The organism is Paenibacillus sp. FSL H7-0690 (genome assembly GCF_037980415.1).
Lineage (GTDB): Bacteria > Bacillota > Bacilli > Paenibacillales > Paenibacillaceae > Paenibacillus_AQ > Paenibacillus_AQ odorifer.
Map to the genome: position 1 here is coordinate 3,555,934 of NZ_CP150281.1, position 15,456 is coordinate 3,571,389.

Genomic DNA, 15,456 nt, shown 5'->3' on the forward strand with positions numbered 1-15,456 from the left:
ACATAAATCTATCTTTTTTTTAATTGTTTTGAGATAGGATAGTAGATGTCTAGCAGGTGGGTATTTATGGTAATTACTCACCGGACTATATCTTGAGGAGGAAGGGTATGAAGGAGAAGAATTCAGTTTGGAAAAAGAGGCTGATGAACAGCACTCTAGCTGTGGCGGTGGCCGTACCACTTCAGCTGTTCACGTTCGGAGCCGGTTCGGCGGTATTCGCAGAAGGACCAAACGATCCTGCGCCGTACATTGAGGCCAAAGTCGTCAATGAGCATGCAGGCCAGAAGATCCTGTTCGACAACACCCATGAGCAGACTGCGGGAGCAGCCGATTGGGTGATTGACGGCGCTTTTTCAGACTTTGGGAATGCCCTTGCCCAGGAAGGCTATTATGTCAAAGAACTCCGCAAGACGACTCCAATTACTTTGAGTGATCTTTCCGATTATGATGTCTACATCGTCGCCGAATCCAACGTGCCCTACAAAGCAAGCGAGCAGCTTGCGATGGCGGAATATGTGGAGGATGGCGGCAGTATTTTCTTCATCGGCGACCATTATAACGCCGACCGCAACAAAAACCGCTGGGATGGTTCAGAAGCTTTCAACGGCTACCGCCGTGGAGCGTGGGACAATCCAGCCAAAGGCATGAATGCCGATGAGGTCGCTTCTTCAGCCATGCAGGGTGTGGTTAGCTCTGACTGGCTGGCGGACGAGTTCGGTGTCCGTTTCCGCTACAATGCGCTTGGCGACATTAACGCAACCAACGTCGTGGCTCCCGATCAAGCCTTCGGCATTACAACGGGCGTATCAGCGGTAGCTATGCATGCCGGTTCAACGCTGGCCATTCTAGACCCAGCCCGTGCGAAAGGTATCGTCTACCTGCCGCAAACCAATGCTGCCTGGGCCAATGCCGTAGACCAGGGGGTCTATAACGGCGGCGGTGTGGCAGAAGGTCCCTATGTGGCAGTTGCTAAAAAAGGCGCCGGCAAGGCAGCCTTCATCGGTGACTCATCTCCTGTAGAGGATGCAACACCTAAATACCTGCGCGAAGATACCGGCGCCAAGAAAACAACTTACGATGGCTTCAAGGAAGTGGACGATGCCACACTGCTGGTTAACACCGTGAACTGGCTCGCCGAGCAGGAGAGCTATACGGATTTCACCCAGGTGAATGGCCTGACGCTAGATCAGCCGACAACACTGCTGCCATTCGAGGAGCCGGCGCTGTCCACTGAGCCGCAGCCGGAGCCTTGGGCTCAACCTAATGCTGGCTACAAATGGTATGATCGCAGCACCTTCAAAGCAGGCTCCTACGGCGGACCGGCAGCCACTGCAAGTGCGGTTTATAACTTCACGCACCAGGCTGTGCTGCCAAATGCACAGAATTTTCAGATTCGGGTGAGTGCAGATAATCTTCCTGCAGGCACAAGCGTATCCGGCTTCCAGGTAGGTGTCTACCAGGTAAGCAGCGGCGCCCAAATCGCCAAGATTCAGAACAGCGACGGTACCTGGCCAAGCAGCTACGGCTATAGCTCCTCATTCAATCTGACAGGTGATCTGAACGGTCATGCCTATAAGGATCTGACGATCCAGATCAAGCCGGGCACCACAGCTGCATCCAATCTGCGCCTTCGCCAGAACAGTACAAACCTCAAGACTGAATCGGTGACGCTGGGCAATGTTCCTGCTGAACCGCTTCCGGCTGAGGAAGATCCCATTCCGGCTACAATCTCTATCAGCGACTCCCGGGCTAAGGCAGCCGGATCACTGGTAACGGTGGAGGGGACCGTGACGACTGAGCCGGGTATCTTCGGCGGACAGTCCTTCTATCTCCAAGATGGAACCGGTGGGGTTTATGTCTTTCAGAGTCAGAGCGGCTTCCACGTGGGCGATAAGGTCAAGGTAACAGCGTCCACCGCATTGTACAACACAGAGCTGGAGCTGACAGAAGCAGTGCAAATTGCGAAGACGGGCACGGCGACACTACCGCAGCCGATTGCGGCGAGCATGGTGAATGATGCCAACCAAGGCCAATTGGTTCAACTGAACGGTGTGACCGTGGCGAACATTATCAACGCTACGCCAAGCGGCTCCTTTGAATTCGACGCCGTCAATGCCGACGGGACAAGCAATCATGTGCGCGTGGATGCCCGGACAGGCATTACTAAGGATATCTTCCCTTATACAGAGGGACAGAAACTTAATATTACAGGTGTTGCCGCAATTTTTAAAGGCATCTACCAGCTCAAGCCGAGAAGCCTCGATGACTTCGCCGCAGCAGCAGAAGAGGGAGCTCCGGTAACAACGGCGACGCTTTCTGCCGAGCCTAATGCTTCCGGCTGGTTTAACCAGCCAGTCACCGTTACCCTGAAGGCGAATACAGATACAGCTAATGTTTATTACTCGCTGAACGGCAACAAGGAAGCTGAGTACAGTACACCTGTGGACCTGAAGGAAGACGGGCGGCATACATTGACATACCATGCTGTGCCGGCAAAAGGCAAAGCGGAAGATCTAAAGACGCTGAACCTCAATATTGATACGGCTCCACCGGTTGCCGAACTGAAAGAATCCGGTCATGAGGTGAGAGATGTAGAAGAAGGAGCGCAGCTTTCCTTTGAATTGACTGCTGACGATGTATTGTCAGGTGTAACCTCGAAACAGCTTCTATTAGATGGAAGACCGATTGCCGAAGGCCAGACCCTGAGCGCCGCCGATTTAGGCGCCGGCCCCCACACCGTGAAATACATCGTGCATGACGCGGCCGGCAATACGACTGAAAAGAACAATACGTTTCAGGTTATTGGCGGCCAGGTGATTGCGACTGGTAAGCCAGGACAAGCTGTGCTATCCTCCAACAGCAGCTATGCTAATGGACTTAGTGATGGTAACTATACAGTCACCATGAACCTATGGTGGGGTAATAACGGCACGAGTTACAAACTCTATGAGAACGGCACACTGATTGATTCCAAGACACTGAAAGATGTATCGCCGGCTGCCCAGACGGCAAGTACAGATCTTCATGGTAAGGTGAACGGCACTTATGTTTACACTGCGGAGTTAATCAACAAATATGGCACGACCAAGAGCGATCCGCTTACGGTCACCATAAGTGACTCCGCGCCGGGCAAGCCGATACTATCCGAAGATAACTGGGACGGAGATGGCACCTATAAGGTGTCGATGAATCTGTGGTGGGGGACTAACGCTACAGAATACCGCCTGTATGAGAACGGGGAGCTCATCGACTCGCAGCCGCTGAATGCCCATACGCCTTCGGCACAAAGTGCAGCAACCACTATCAGCGGACGCACTGCCGGTGTGTACGAATATCGGGCGGAGCTGGTCAACGCGGCGGGAGTGACTGCCAGTGATACGATCAAGGTAACGGTCATCCGCTAAACAGACTGACAGTAACAATAAAAGTAAAAAACGAAGAGCGCCGGATTCCAGGCCACTCTTCGTTTTTTACATTACCATTAGTTCAATTGTGCCTCGCAAAAAGCCCTGGTTCGCACCAGGGCTGCAAATCATGTGGATTATAGGCCGCTATCATCGGTAGTTTCGTAACCATAGTCGAAGGTCTCGATAGTACCATCATCATATTGAAGTGTGAGCTGGTCAATAATAATCGTATGTATTGTATTCTGATATGTAAAATCACTGAAAATAAATAAAGTATCATTGGGCTCAACCGGCCCCACATATTTAAGTGAAAAGCTGCTCTTGCCGTTCAGCTGATCATTGGAAGGATCGCCTACTGGATTAAACGTGCTGATGTAGGCTGTGTAATAATTGATCCTTTTTCCAGTTAAGTTGTCAGCTTCCCAAGTAAGCTTAACAGCATCGGCAGAGTTCGTACTATACTTGAATTCTAATGGCGCACCAATCCCTTGCCCGGATGGGGTATCTGCTACTGACAGATCTTCAGAGTCATCACCGACGGGTCCAGTATCATCATCCGAAGGCATATCTTCCAAGACAACGGCTTCCGGGGAAGGGGAAGGGGAAGGGGAAGATTCAGTAGGATTGGATCCAGTAGTGTTGGATTCAGCAGCAATAGCAGCTTTATCTAAGGTACTAGGCGGTATTTCTTCGATAACGGGATTACTTGCCACAGTCTGCCCATTGAAGCGTGTTTCAACGCTAGGGGCCACGTAAATCCCTAAAAGAAAAGCTATCATGATGGATAAAACATAGATGAGGACTAGATTGAACCGACTCAAATACACACTTCCTTTATTGTTATTTTTAATATGAACCTACTTATAATGACATGATTCCTAAGGATTTGACAATATTATTGTGAAAAATAGTTGCGACTGTGCAGAGACCAAATGTTTAAAGATCAACTCATTTAATAGGGGTTGATTTTTTTATGTCCTACATAAAATAAATCAATTTAAGACTATTAATTTAAAAAGATTATGCTATAATCGTAATTATTACGATTAAGATTTTGGAGTTGAATGCCATCAATCGATACTTGTTGCAACGCTTATTGCAGCTCATCCCCGTGCTGCTCGGCATCTCTTGCATTACCTTTGCGCTGATGCATTTAACACCAGGTGATCCAGCGGAGATCATGCTGCGTGCTGACGGCATCAAACCTACGCAGGAAGCTATTGAGGCGACCAGACATACACTTGGTCTGGATGGTCCTGTACATAAGCAATATTTTCACTGGTTGAACCGGGTATCCCATCTCGATTTTGGCTTATCTTACAGCAGCGGTCGTCCAGTGTTCACAGAGCTGATGAGTCGTTTTCCGGCAACTATACTGCTCAGTGCCTGTTCCGTATTGTCCGCTATTCTTATTGCCCTGCCGATAGGAGTGGGGTCTGCATTATATCCGGGTAGAATGCTTGATCGACTGGGAAGAGTATGTGCAATGCTCAGTGTTTCAATGCCAGGATACTGGCTAAGTCTGCTTCTGATTTATTATGGTGCGGTGAAGTTTAAGCTATTTCCTGTGATGGGAATGGATGGGGTATCCAGTGTCATTCTACCTGCCCTCACACTAGGATTTGGTATGGCAGGAGTCTACATCCGCTTGATTCGTTCCAGTCTCCTAGACGTATTGGGCAAGCGTTACATCACAGCAGCTAGAGCTAAGGGGCTGCAGGAATGGAGAATAATCATTCGGCATGCACTTCGTAATGCGCTTCTTCCGAGTCTTACCCTCCTTGGGGTTAACATAGCGGGGCTTTTAGGCGGTTCCGTTATTGTTGAAACTATATTTTCTTGGCCGGGAATTGGTAAGTATGCCGTTGAGGCGATTTTTGCGAAAGACTATATTGTCATTCAGGGTTACGTATTATGGATGGCTGTTGTCGTTGTCCTGATTAACTTGACAGTGGATTTATTACATCTGCTGCTGGATCCGCGAATCAGGCTGCGGTGACGATTTAGAAGGAGCGGATTGTCATATTTCGTATTAGCTTATTTAAGAATAAGGGAGCAAGGTTAGGAGCGGGCATAGTACTTTTGTTCATATCCGTTGGACTCTTTGCCCCATGGCTTTCACCTTCCGATCCGCTGCAGATTCACATGGAACACAAACTGGCTTTACCTTCCTGGCAATACCCGCTCGGTACGGATCATCTGGGACGCTGTGTCTTATCCCGATTAATCTATGGGACCCGAACCTCCCTGAATTATTCGTTTATGGTGTTGATCGTTGTTTTTGCGATTAGCATCCCTGTTGGTTTACTGGCTGGTTACGCTGGCGGCAAGATCGATCATTTGATTATGCGGATCATAGATATATTGCTTGCCTTTCCCAGCTTAATCCTATCCCTTGCTATTACAGCCATGCTAGGTCCCAGTATGAAGAATCTGCTAATCGCATTTGCTGCTGTCTGGTGGACGGGGTATGCCAGAGTGATACGCAGTATGGTCCTTCAAATCAAGGAAAGTGAATATATTACAGCGGCCAAAGCGTCAGGCACTTCTCATTCACAAATTATTTTCAGGCATATTCTGCTGAACGCAGCCCGGCCTATTCTGGTTCTTGCTTCTATGGAAGTGGGTACGATTATGCTCTCCATTGCGGGTTTGTCCTTTCTGGGTTTGGGAGCTCAGCCGCCTACACCGGAATGGGGAGTAATGCTGAACGACAGCCGTGCCTATATTCAAACGGAGCCGCGGTTGATGCTATTTCCGGGAATGATGATCATGCTGGCGGTTCTGGGCTTTAATCTGTTGGGAGAAGGCTTGCGACAACCAGAGCGTGCTTTCAATTCTGTAGTAAAGTGGGGGGTCAGAATATGATGGCAGAGTCTCCACTGCTGAAGGTCAGTCATTTACGCACCTGCTTTCACACAGGCAGTTATAAAGTTACAGCGGTTGATGATGTCAGTATCGAGGTGAAATCCCGGCAGATTGTCGCACTTGTAGGTGAGAGCGGCAGCGGTAAAAGTGTTACGGCAATGTCCATATTAGGATTAGTAGATTCTCCAGGCATAGTTGAGAGTGGAGAAATCTGGCTTAAGGGTAACAATCTACGTGAGTGCTCCAGCCGTCAGTTACAGAAACTTCGGGGAACAGAAATGGCTGTTATCTTTCAAGATCCTATGAACGCGCTGAATCCGGTACTTACTATTGGCAGGCAGATCATGGAGACGATTAAACTGCACAAGCGTATATCGGGAAAAGAAGCAAAGCTGCTTGCCATGAGGCAGATGGAGCAAGCAGGGCTCAGCGAGCCTAAATTGCTTTTCAATAAATATCCTTTTCAAATTAGCGGTGGTATGTGTCAAAGAGTAATGATCGCCATCGCCCTGGTATCCGGAGCACAATTGCTAATTGCAGATGAGCCTACAACGGCATTGGATGTAACCATTCAAGCCCAGATTCTTAAAGAGCTGGACCGAATCAGATGGACGAACAATGTCGGCATCCTATTAATTACCCATGATCTTGGCGTTGTTGCGGAGCTTGCAGATTATGTATATGTGATGAAGTCCGGGAAGATTGTGGAATCAGGCAATGTGTTTGAACTCTTTTCTAATCCCGTGCATCCCTATACTAAATACTTAATGGAGTGCAGATAACAACGGTAATATTACATTTTTAAGGGACGTGGTGATCTTGAAGTTATTGAAAGCGGTAAGCCTGAACAAGAAATATGGGATGGAAAGGGGGTGGTTCACACGTAATGCCAGAAGTGTTCATGCCGTCAACAACCTGTCTCTCAGTCTGGAGAGCGGTGAGACCCTTGGTTTAGTGGGGGAAAGTGGCTGTGGTAAGAGCACTTTGGCCAGACTTCTGCTGGGACTGGAGAAACCATCCTCCGGAAGAGTTATGTACCGGAACGAGGATTATACGGATTGGACCTTTAGCGAAATGCGCATGATCCGCAGGAAGATGCAGATGGTGTTTCAGAACAGTCTGGCTTCATTTAATCCGTTGTTTACGGTAGAGCAAATTATCGGGGAGCCTCTTCGAAACTATGGAGAGAGCAAGGCTGGAGCCCGCAGGGCCACGGTAGCAGACACACTTGAGCTTGTGGGACTTGAAAGGCGGCATATTCACCGCTATCCGCATGAACTCAGCGGCGGACAGCAGCAAAGGGTCGGAATTGCGCGCGCAATCGCCTTGCGGCCGGAGCTGATTATCTGCGATGAACCTTTCTCAAGTCTCGATGTCACCCTGCGAAAGCAAATGATGGATCTGCTGCAGGAATTGAAGCATGAGCTGGGATTATCCTATGTATTCATTACACATGACTTGTCAGTTGTAAATCGTTTTTGCGACAGTGTGGCTGTAATGTGTCAAGGGGAAATTGTAGAGAAGCAATCGGGTGCAACCATGTTGCAGCAAGCAGACCACCCTTATACAAAAACATTGCTCTCCTCGGTACCTGTGCAGGACCCCCGCTTAAGAAAGAAGAGACTGGGAGAAGAGTGGCAACCCAGCCATTCCTATGATGTTAAGTAGAGAAAGGATGTACCAAGAATGAGAACGAACCCTAAGACAAAAAACCTATTATCAAAATCGTTATTCTTTATGCTTCTTGTAATAGTTGTGTTGATATCAGGTTGCAGCAACAGTAATAACAGCAATTCTACGGCTAGAGCCAATAATACCGCCAATAATGAAGCTGCACAAGAATCTGAAGCTCAGGACAAGACAGTCACTGTTGCTATATCGTCTGATGCCGGTATAGACCGATTGGATGCCGGTGCCTATGATGGTTCGATAAATGTGCACGCGATGATATATGAGGGGTTAGTGGAGTATGGTGAAAAAGGTGAAATACTGCCGTCGCTTGCGGAGTCTTGGGATATTTCAAAAGATGGGAAAGTATATACGTTCCATCTTCGCCATGACGTCAAATTCTCTGACGGTACGGAGTTTAATGCCGACGCGGTTAAATTCTCCTTCGAACGCTGGATTAAGGATCCAGCCAATTCGTTAAATGTGGCGACTGCGATGCAATCCCTTGTTGTTGTGGACGAACATACGATTACAATGACATTCAACAAAGCGTATTATCCCTTCTTAACTGAGTTATCCTTTGCAAGACCGGTCCGAATTATCAGCCCTTCCGCTGTGGAACCCGCAGGAGATATTACGGGTAAATTCATCAAAGCGATTGGAACTGGCGCATGGATAGCTGTGAGCTACAAAACAGATCAGGAAGCCGTACTGGTCAGAAATCCGAAGTATTGGGGAGAAATGCCGAAGCTGTCGAAAATTATTTTAAAGGTAATCCCTGATCCACAGTCCAGAGTACTAGCGCTGCAAGCTGGAGATGTTGACATTGCCGGGGGACAAATGGGTAAGCTACCAGTCGAAAGCGTGCCAGTGATTGAAGCAGATTCTTCACTGACCTTGCAAAAAGCACAAGGAACAAACTCACATTTCATGATCTTTAACTACAAAACGCCCGCACTTCAAGATCTGAATGTGCGCAAAGCTATCAATTTGGCAATTAATAAAAAAAGCATTGTCGATGATCTTATGGACGGTATCGGCAGTGAAGCTCAAGGCCTGTTCCCGCTGACAGTTCCTTATGTGACGGAGTCCAATAATACTTGGTACGGCTTTGATTTGCTGGAAGCGAAGCAACTGCTAGCAGCTGCCGGTTACACGGATTCGGACGGAGATCGAATTGTACAGAAGGACGGAGCGCCGCTTGAGCTTAATTTCGTGCTGCAGCAGGCTGAATATCCCGAATGGAAGTCGATTAGTGAACTGGTTCAGTCTGAGTTAAAGGAGATTGGCATTAGAGTGAATCTTCAGGTTCTTGAGCCGAATGCCTATTACGATGCCTTATGGACAAGCAAAGCCTATGATCTAATCATGTACCGGACTTATGATGATGCCTATAATCCGCATGCATTCTTGCTGTCCCTATTTCATAAAACAGCTGACGCATCTGCTGTCGTATGGTCTGATCCTGGACTAGAATCACTGATTGACACAGCAGTAGGAACAACCGATATTCAGGAACGTCAGACCGCATATGACTCCATTTTCTCCAAATTGTATCAGGAGGCTATGTTTGCAGCTATTTATTTTCCTGACGATATCTTGGCAGTAAATAATAGAGTGACTGGATTTAAACCGGGGTACTCTACCTTTATGCCGGTCTTCTGGAATCTACTCGACATAGGAGAAAAATGATGTTAAAAGAGATTTCGAAATACTGGACATCAAGCTCGGAGAGTTATGACAAAGTCATACAGACTCAATTCCGCAGCAAAAAAACCATAAACCTCTGGAAACAACTGCTTATTAAAGGGTTGGGAACAACTCCCCAGCAAAAGGTGCTGGATGTGGGAACAGGGCCTGGCTTTTTCTCCATACTCTTATCACAGATGGGTCATCTGCCTACAGCGGTGGATACCTCTCAGGGAATGATCGATAGAGCTTCACGAAATTTTGAGAGTTATGGATATAAAGTTCCAGCTTATGTCGCTGATGCTGCCGATTTGCATATGGAGCTAGAGAATAGCTTTGAGGCAGTGGTCTGCAGGGATGTAGTATGGACGCTTCCTGATCCACAGAGGGCTTATGCTGAATGGTATCGGATTCTAAAACCGGGCGGGACCCTGATTATTTTTGACGGTAACTATTTGTATAAAGAGAGCAAGACTGTATTCCATAGACTTTGGTATGCCTTGTCCTGGACACTGATTCTACTCACAGAACAAAGAATCCGCCAGCGAAGCAGTCAAGATAAAAGCCTGCTAAGCGAGTTGCCATATGTTAATGTATTACGGCCTGAAGCTGACGAGACAGCGCTGAAACAGGCCGGGTTCCGAACCATAGATGTTCACCGGAACTTTATCCCTGCCCGTGCGATGCCGCTAGATTATTTGAAATACGGTTACCAGAATGTAAACCGGTTCATGATACTTGCCAAGAAGGAGTGAATGATAAATGGGTATACAACAAGAGGTGGGAATGTATTGGGAAGGCGAAGCCGAGCTGTACAGCGAAGGCATTCAGAAGGAACTCAACGGATTCCAGCGGGAAGCCTGGCTGAAGCTTATCCTCACTAATGCACCGCAGAAGGAAAGACTGCATGTCCTAGATATTGGCTGCGGTCCTGGCTTCTTCTCTGTGATTCTTTCGAGTGCCGGGCATCTGGTTACTGCGATCGATTGCACCGACAATATGCTGGAAGAAGCACTTGCCCACTCCATTCGTGAAGGTGTAACCGTTACTTTCCGCAAGATGGATTCGCACAAGCTTGACTTTGCTGCGGAGAGCTTCGATCTGATCGTGTGCCGCAATGTCACCTGGAGCCTTACCGATCCGCAGTCAGCCTACAAAGAGTGGAGAAGAGTACTTAAGCCTGGGGGACGGCTGCTGGTTTTTGATGCCAACTGGAATCGCCATCTCTGGGACGAAGAGATGCAGCAAAAGCGAGTAGAGGATCAGCAAACCTATGTAGATAAGGGCTTTGGTGAACTCCCGCATCATAAGGACATAGAGGAGACAGACCGTCTGAGTCTTGTATTGCCGCTGACCAGAGAATGGCGTCCCGAGTGGGATATACGGACTCTCAAAAAAGAAGGCTTCGCTAATATTTTTGCTGAAGAGAATTTGAACGCAAAAATTCTGGATGAGAAACAGCAAGTCTTAAACCGGTCAACACCGATATTCATGATTTGTGCTGAGAAATAATAGAATAGTGAGAACCTACACATATTAAATGAAGTATACAATAAAAAGTAGCGATCTCTAATGAGAAACGCTGCTTTTTGAGTAAAGGACAAGAACATTATTTCATTTCCGATTTGATGTTAATCTAAAACTTCTTTTTTTGTCTTGTTCATATTCCGTTCATATTGTCGTCACGAAGAGTACATCTTGATTGATTACACTTTGAATATGTCGTCAAGGCGGCACTTCAGATACAGGGACAAGGAAGGGAAGAGATGAACGTGGCAAATAAGGTAGAAATAAAAACAACAGGGACTAAGAGCCACAAGAAACGGAACCTATGGTTAAAAATAATCGGAGGTATTGTAGGGGCGCTCGTGCTGTTCATGGGCATCGTTTTTATCGTTGATGCAATCAGCGACGGGGTAGAGAAAAAGAAAATCGAATCGTATGGCCAGTATGTCAATGTGGATGGGAAAAAGATGAATGTGCTTATTCAAGGCAGTGGAGAACAAACTGTTGTACTCCTACCGGGACAAGGAACCCCGACGCCTGCACTTGATTTCAAATTGCTGATCGATGAAATTACCCCTAATTATAAAGTCGTGGTGGTCGAGCCTTTCGGTTATGGTTTGAGCGATGAAACCGAGAAGGAGAGAACGACTGAGAATATAGTAAGTGAGGTTCACGAAGCATTGCAGCAACTGGGTTTAGACCGTTACATTCTAATGGGACATTCCATCGCGGGACTTTACGGAGCGACCTATGTGAACACATATCCGGATGAAGTTCTTGCTTTTGTCGGCATCGATAGCAGCGTTCCCAATCAACCCGGAATGGATGTCAAATTACCTTTGAACGCCATGAAATTTCTTCAAAAATCAGGTCTAATGAGATTGGTCCAAAAAGTGAGCGGAGATCCCTATGAATCGCTTGCGTTCGATGAGCATACCAAAGAACAGATGCGTTTGATTTCGAATCAAGTCGCGACCAATCCAACGTTGATGAATGAACTGGGCCACCTCGGTTCCAATTTCAAAAATGGAGAAAAAATCACAATGCCAAATGACTTGCCGCTGCTTCTCTTCGTTCAATCAAATAACGAGCACAATAAACAGTGGATTCCGCTGCATGAGGAGCAAGTCAAACAATCCGCACAGGGCAAAATGATCCCAATGGAAGGTTCACATTATCTGCATCATACAAAATACAAAGAAATCGCCGAGGCATTCAAAGAGTACATGAAACAAATTCAAATTCAATAGTAGGGTTGATAATTAAACTGCGGAGCCGAACTTGGTTCCGTGGTTTCTTTGTTTTTTCATTTATAAACACGATTTTTAAACCTTATTCCTGGGACATTGGAGTATGGTATACCTCAAGACAAATTTTGGTCATTTCGTCTATGGATTTTGCAAAGTCTGATTGTATCCATTTAAGGAGAACATTATAGAGGGCCCCCGCTTTAAAGTATATTCGGTACACATTCTCGTCGCTTTTGTCATGAGCAGTAGAAAGCATCATTTCATTCAAGCAATCCAGAATTACATGATCAAACTTTGCACTCTGAAGTGCTTTGTAGATGTTCCGCTGCTGAAAAATAACTTCAAAAAGCACTTTGATAAATTTTTGAGGTTCTTTAGCTTTGCCTGTTAATTCATTGGTGTAAGGTAAGAGTTTTTGATTAATTTCAAAAATAAGCGAATCGACCAAATCCACCAGGATCTCTTGCTTGGAGGAATAGTTGTTGTAATAGGCTGTTCGAGAAACCCCTGCGCGCTTCACAATATCGGTGATGGTGATTTTGTCAAAAGGCTGTTCCTGGATCAAGAAGACTAATGCCGTACAGATGGCTTCTCTTGTCAAACGGTTGGTTTCTTTATTGGAACGATGCTGAGAGGTATTTGGACTGTATAATTCATGATTTGAGATGACATTTCCCCTCCGTTTGTACATTCTGATGTTCGTTTCATTGTTTTTCATGAGTCTTTTCAATATGCTAAAACCATAAGGCATTACAAATGTAATGTCAAAATAATCGTTAGTTAAAATGGGAGGGCGTCATGTTAGAAATCTTATATAGACGATTGTCAGCAGTGCTGCTTTTGATCCTAGCACTAAGTGCTACGGTATTCATTGGCGAAGAAACGGTAATCTCAATCGTGACCATCATCTTTTTATTAGCAGAATTAGGCATCTCTTTTTTACTATTAAAGAAGCGTGAGAAGTTACATGTAGTATTTATTAGTGCGATGGTGGCAGAAGGGTTATTCTTACTAACAAGAAATTTTTGGCTGCTTGCGCTTTCTATCCTCTTGCTGATCATAGCGGGCATATGGAGAGGACTCTTGGGGCAAAAGGTAAGCAGAAGAGTTACTCCGTTTCTAGTGGTTCGTAAAGTGTTATTCAGCATTGCTGCACTTATCGTTACTGCACTTTGGGGTATTGGAGTCTACGCAAAACCTATTACAACACCTGTAGCATTAGCTGCTGATACGACAGTGACGATCGATGAACGCAATTTGGATTCTGCAGCAGTGATGCTCAAAGATATTGAAGTAATGAATTCTTTTGGAAGCCGTACAACCGGCTCTGAGGGTCACAATCAGTTTATTGCTTGGCTGGAGCAACAGGTAACGGATATGGGGCTGCAAGTATTTCGTGATCGCTATACTTTTGACCGATGGGAAGAAAAGAACAGTGCTTTAATGATTGATCAGCAGGCAATTCATGTCTCTTCAGCTTTTCCCTATTCCGGGGAAACTGACGAAAAAGGTGTAACTGGGGAGCTGGTGTATACGAAGCGTGGTGAATATGGCCAGGCCAGCGGAAAAATTGCTGTCATTGAAATTGAGAATTTCAGAAATTTTCCAAGTGGGATCGTTATGAATATGCGGGCTTCATCTCCAATGGACAACCAAATTGCCCCAAATGAAGGCGATCTGGTCCTCACTACAGCATTAAAAGAAGCTAAATTGGAGCAAGCGAAGGAAATGGGCGTAAAAGCTGTTGTTTTAGTCTGGAAAGGGGTATCTGACGATAAGGTTGAAGAGCAATATGTGCCTTTTACCACCGATTATGCTGGAATCCCTGCGATCTGGGTGAATGAAACGGAAGGGCAAAAGGTTATCAGGGCAGCTCAGGAGCATAAAGAAGGTACGGTTATTTTAGAAGCGGTAATACAAAAAGATGCCCCAACAGAATCCTTTTATGTGAAAATTGACGGTAAGAATAAAGACGAAGCAATTATCGTAAATACTCATACGGATGGGATAAATGTGGTGGAGGAGAATGGCGCTGTGGGCATGCTGTCTATGATTCGTTACTTACAGCAGGAGCAGCCGGAACGTACGATGATATTTGCTTTTGTGACAGGGCATTTTAGATTGCCGGAGTTCAAAGGGTCCTCTCAGGCGACTTCTACCTGGATGGAGGGGCATCGAGAGCTGTGGGATGGCAAGAATGGCCATTTAAAAGCTGTAGCTGGAATTACGGTTGAGCATTTAGGCAGCATGGAGTGGAAGGACGATGATACGGGTCACTATGGTCCAACTGGACAAATAAGTACAGAATATACCTATGCGGGCAATGAAATGATGGCAGCCATTTGGCTGAAGGCTATTGAAAAGACAGATAGCACACGTACTGTATTATTGCGTGGACATAACAAGTTTGAGTTTGGAGAGAGTCAGCCCTTATTTGAAGCAGGGATACCGGTGATTGGTTTCATTCCAATGCCCGACTATCTGCTCGTGGAAAGTGACAACAGAGAGATGGACAAATTTGATGCAAAGCTAATGCATACGCAAATTGTATCGTTGCTGAAAGCGGTCAAGCTAGTGGACGGAACGGAGACGACTAAGCTTGGGAAGTCAGATGGGTATTCTTTTTTCTACGGTCGTACTAAATGATATTGGCAGATCAAGATTTGTCATGACGAAGATGACATTAGCTTTAATTCAAAAAACACTGATGATTTGAGTCAGTGTTTTTTGTTGCAAAAGGGGGATATATTATGGCTCAAAATGAGAAAATATCGTTTTTTTGCCAGCATCGAAGTAGGAGGGAACTTGTGACATCACATATGCACTAATCAATCAATAGCTCCTTCGGGTACTTTTTGTGTTATTCACTGAGTTGTCAGAAAGATTTGACCCTTTCTTGAACGTTTAGGGATTAAGAGATATCTGTGATTGAATTACTTGCAATTTAAGATAAGATGATTTTAATTATTGGGTCACATTATAATTTTGACTGCTCAGTATCAGATAAATCGGGCTCGCCAACTCTTGCTTTGTGAATTTTTTCTCTTTTTACATAGCAAAGAACGATG

Annotated in this window: 12 protein-coding genes; 10 read left to right on the forward strand and 2 right to left on the reverse strand. The window is 46.0% G+C overall.

Annotated features, from left to right (window positions below; translation table 11 throughout):
* Positions 1 to 107: 107 nt before the first annotated feature.
* Positions 108 to 3,404 (forward strand): chitinase N-terminal domain-containing protein, encoded by a 3,297-nt coding sequence (locus tag MHI32_RS15680; RefSeq protein ID WP_339167898.1) that lies wholly within the window; start codon positions 108 to 110, stop codon positions 3,402 to 3,404.
* A 137-nt stretch (positions 3,405 to 3,541) separates the two neighbouring features.
* Here the strand turns inward: MHI32_RS15680 and MHI32_RS15685 are convergent, their stop codons facing one another.
* Positions 3,542 to 4,228: a hypothetical protein gene (locus MHI32_RS15685; protein ID WP_340010190.1), complete on the reverse strand. Its 687-nt coding sequence runs from the start codon at positions 4,226 to 4,228 to the stop codon at positions 3,542 to 3,544.
* A gap of 239 nt (positions 4,229 to 4,467) precedes the next feature.
* Here MHI32_RS15685 and nikB point away from each other — a divergent pair, with 239 nt between their 5' ends.
* The 8 genes from nikB to MHI32_RS15725 all read left to right on the forward strand — a co-directional run bounded on the left by nikB (position 4,468) and on the right by MHI32_RS15725 (position 12,388).
* Positions 4,468 to 5,406: a nickel ABC transporter permease gene (gene nikB / locus MHI32_RS15690; RefSeq protein ID WP_339167901.1), complete on the forward strand. Its 939-nt coding sequence runs from the start codon at positions 4,468 to 4,470 to the stop codon at positions 5,404 to 5,406.
* Between the two features lie 32 nt (positions 5,407 to 5,438).
* A complete protein-coding gene (nikC, locus tag MHI32_RS15695; RefSeq protein ID WP_340012743.1) occupies positions 5,439 to 6,275 on the forward strand; it encodes a nickel transporter permease in 837 nt (278 codons plus the stop codon).
* Complete coding sequence (locus MHI32_RS15700) at positions 6,272 to 7,057, forward strand: ABC transporter ATP-binding protein (RefSeq protein ID WP_076126508.1); 786 nt, start codon at positions 6,272 to 6,274, stop codon at positions 7,055 to 7,057. The genes nikC and MHI32_RS15700 overlap by 4 nt, the downstream gene beginning before the upstream one ends.
* Before the next feature lie 37 nt (positions 7,058 to 7,094).
* On the forward strand, positions 7,095 to 7,943 hold the full coding sequence (locus MHI32_RS15705) for an ATP-binding cassette domain-containing protein (RefSeq protein WP_340010193.1): 849 nt from the start codon (positions 7,095 to 7,097) through the stop codon (positions 7,941 to 7,943).
* Positions 7,944 to 7,961: 18 nt separating this feature from the next.
* Positions 7,962 to 9,635: a nickel ABC transporter substrate-binding protein gene (locus tag MHI32_RS15710; RefSeq protein WP_340010195.1), complete on the forward strand. Its 1,674-nt coding sequence runs from the start codon at positions 7,962 to 7,964 to the stop codon at positions 9,633 to 9,635.
* Positions 9,635 to 10,387: a class I SAM-dependent methyltransferase gene (locus tag MHI32_RS15715; RefSeq protein WP_076184908.1), complete on the forward strand. Its 753-nt coding sequence runs from the start codon at positions 9,635 to 9,637 to the stop codon at positions 10,385 to 10,387. The genes MHI32_RS15710 and MHI32_RS15715 overlap by 1 nt, the downstream gene beginning before the upstream one ends.
* A gap of 7 nt (positions 10,388 to 10,394) precedes the next feature.
* On the forward strand, positions 10,395 to 11,144 hold the full coding sequence (locus MHI32_RS15720) for a class I SAM-dependent methyltransferase (RefSeq protein WP_339187082.1): 750 nt from the start codon (positions 10,395 to 10,397) through the stop codon (positions 11,142 to 11,144).
* A 254-nt stretch (positions 11,145 to 11,398) separates the two neighbouring features.
* On the forward strand, positions 11,399 to 12,388 hold the full coding sequence (locus MHI32_RS15725; protein WP_076184906.1) for an alpha/beta hydrolase: 990 nt from the start codon (positions 11,399 to 11,401) through the stop codon (positions 12,386 to 12,388).
* An 82-nt stretch (positions 12,389 to 12,470) separates the two neighbouring features.
* Here the strand turns inward: MHI32_RS15725 and MHI32_RS15730 are convergent, their stop codons facing one another.
* The gene (locus MHI32_RS15730; protein WP_217696907.1) at positions 12,471 to 13,106 is read right to left on the reverse strand and encodes a TetR/AcrR family transcriptional regulator; all 636 of its coding nucleotides are present in this window, start codon (positions 13,104 to 13,106) and stop codon (positions 12,471 to 12,473) included.
* An 80-nt stretch (positions 13,107 to 13,186) separates the two neighbouring features.
* On the opposite strand from MHI32_RS15730, the gene MHI32_RS15735 reads away from it, so the two are divergent.
* Complete coding sequence (locus MHI32_RS15735) at positions 13,187 to 15,034, forward strand: hypothetical protein (RefSeq protein WP_339187084.1); 1,848 nt, start codon at positions 13,187 to 13,189, stop codon at positions 15,032 to 15,034.
* Positions 15,035 to 15,456: the final 422 nt, after the last annotated feature.

Excerpts from the sequence above, each read along its gene's own strand:
- MHI32_RS15700 (WP_076126508.1), top strand. The coding sequence starts at position 6,272 with ATGATGGCAGAGTCTCCACTGCTGAAGGTCAGTCATTTACGCACCTGC.
- MHI32_RS15720 (WP_339187082.1), top strand. The coding sequence starts at position 10,395 with ATGGGTATACAACAAGAGGTGGGAATGTATTGGGAAGGCGAAGCCGAG.
- MHI32_RS15725 (WP_076184906.1), top strand. The coding sequence starts at position 11,399 with ATGAACGTGGCAAATAAGGTAGAAATAAAAACAACAGGGACTAAGAGC.
- MHI32_RS15710 (WP_340010195.1), top strand. The coding sequence starts at position 7,962 with ATGAGAACGAACCCTAAGACAAAAAACCTATTATCAAAATCGTTATTC.
- MHI32_RS15735 (WP_339187084.1), top strand. The coding sequence starts at position 13,187 with ATGTTAGAAATCTTATATAGACGATTGTCAGCAGTGCTGCTTTTGATC.
- MHI32_RS15680 (WP_339167898.1), top strand. The coding sequence starts at position 108 with ATGAAGGAGAAGAATTCAGTTTGGAAAAAGAGGCTGATGAACAGCACT.
- MHI32_RS15715 (WP_076184908.1), top strand. The coding sequence starts at position 9,635 with ATGTTAAAAGAGATTTCGAAATACTGGACATCAAGCTCGGAGAGTTAT.
- MHI32_RS15730 (WP_217696907.1), bottom strand. The coding sequence starts at position 13,106 with ATGAAAAACAATGAAACGAACATCAGAATGTACAAACGGAGGGGAAAT.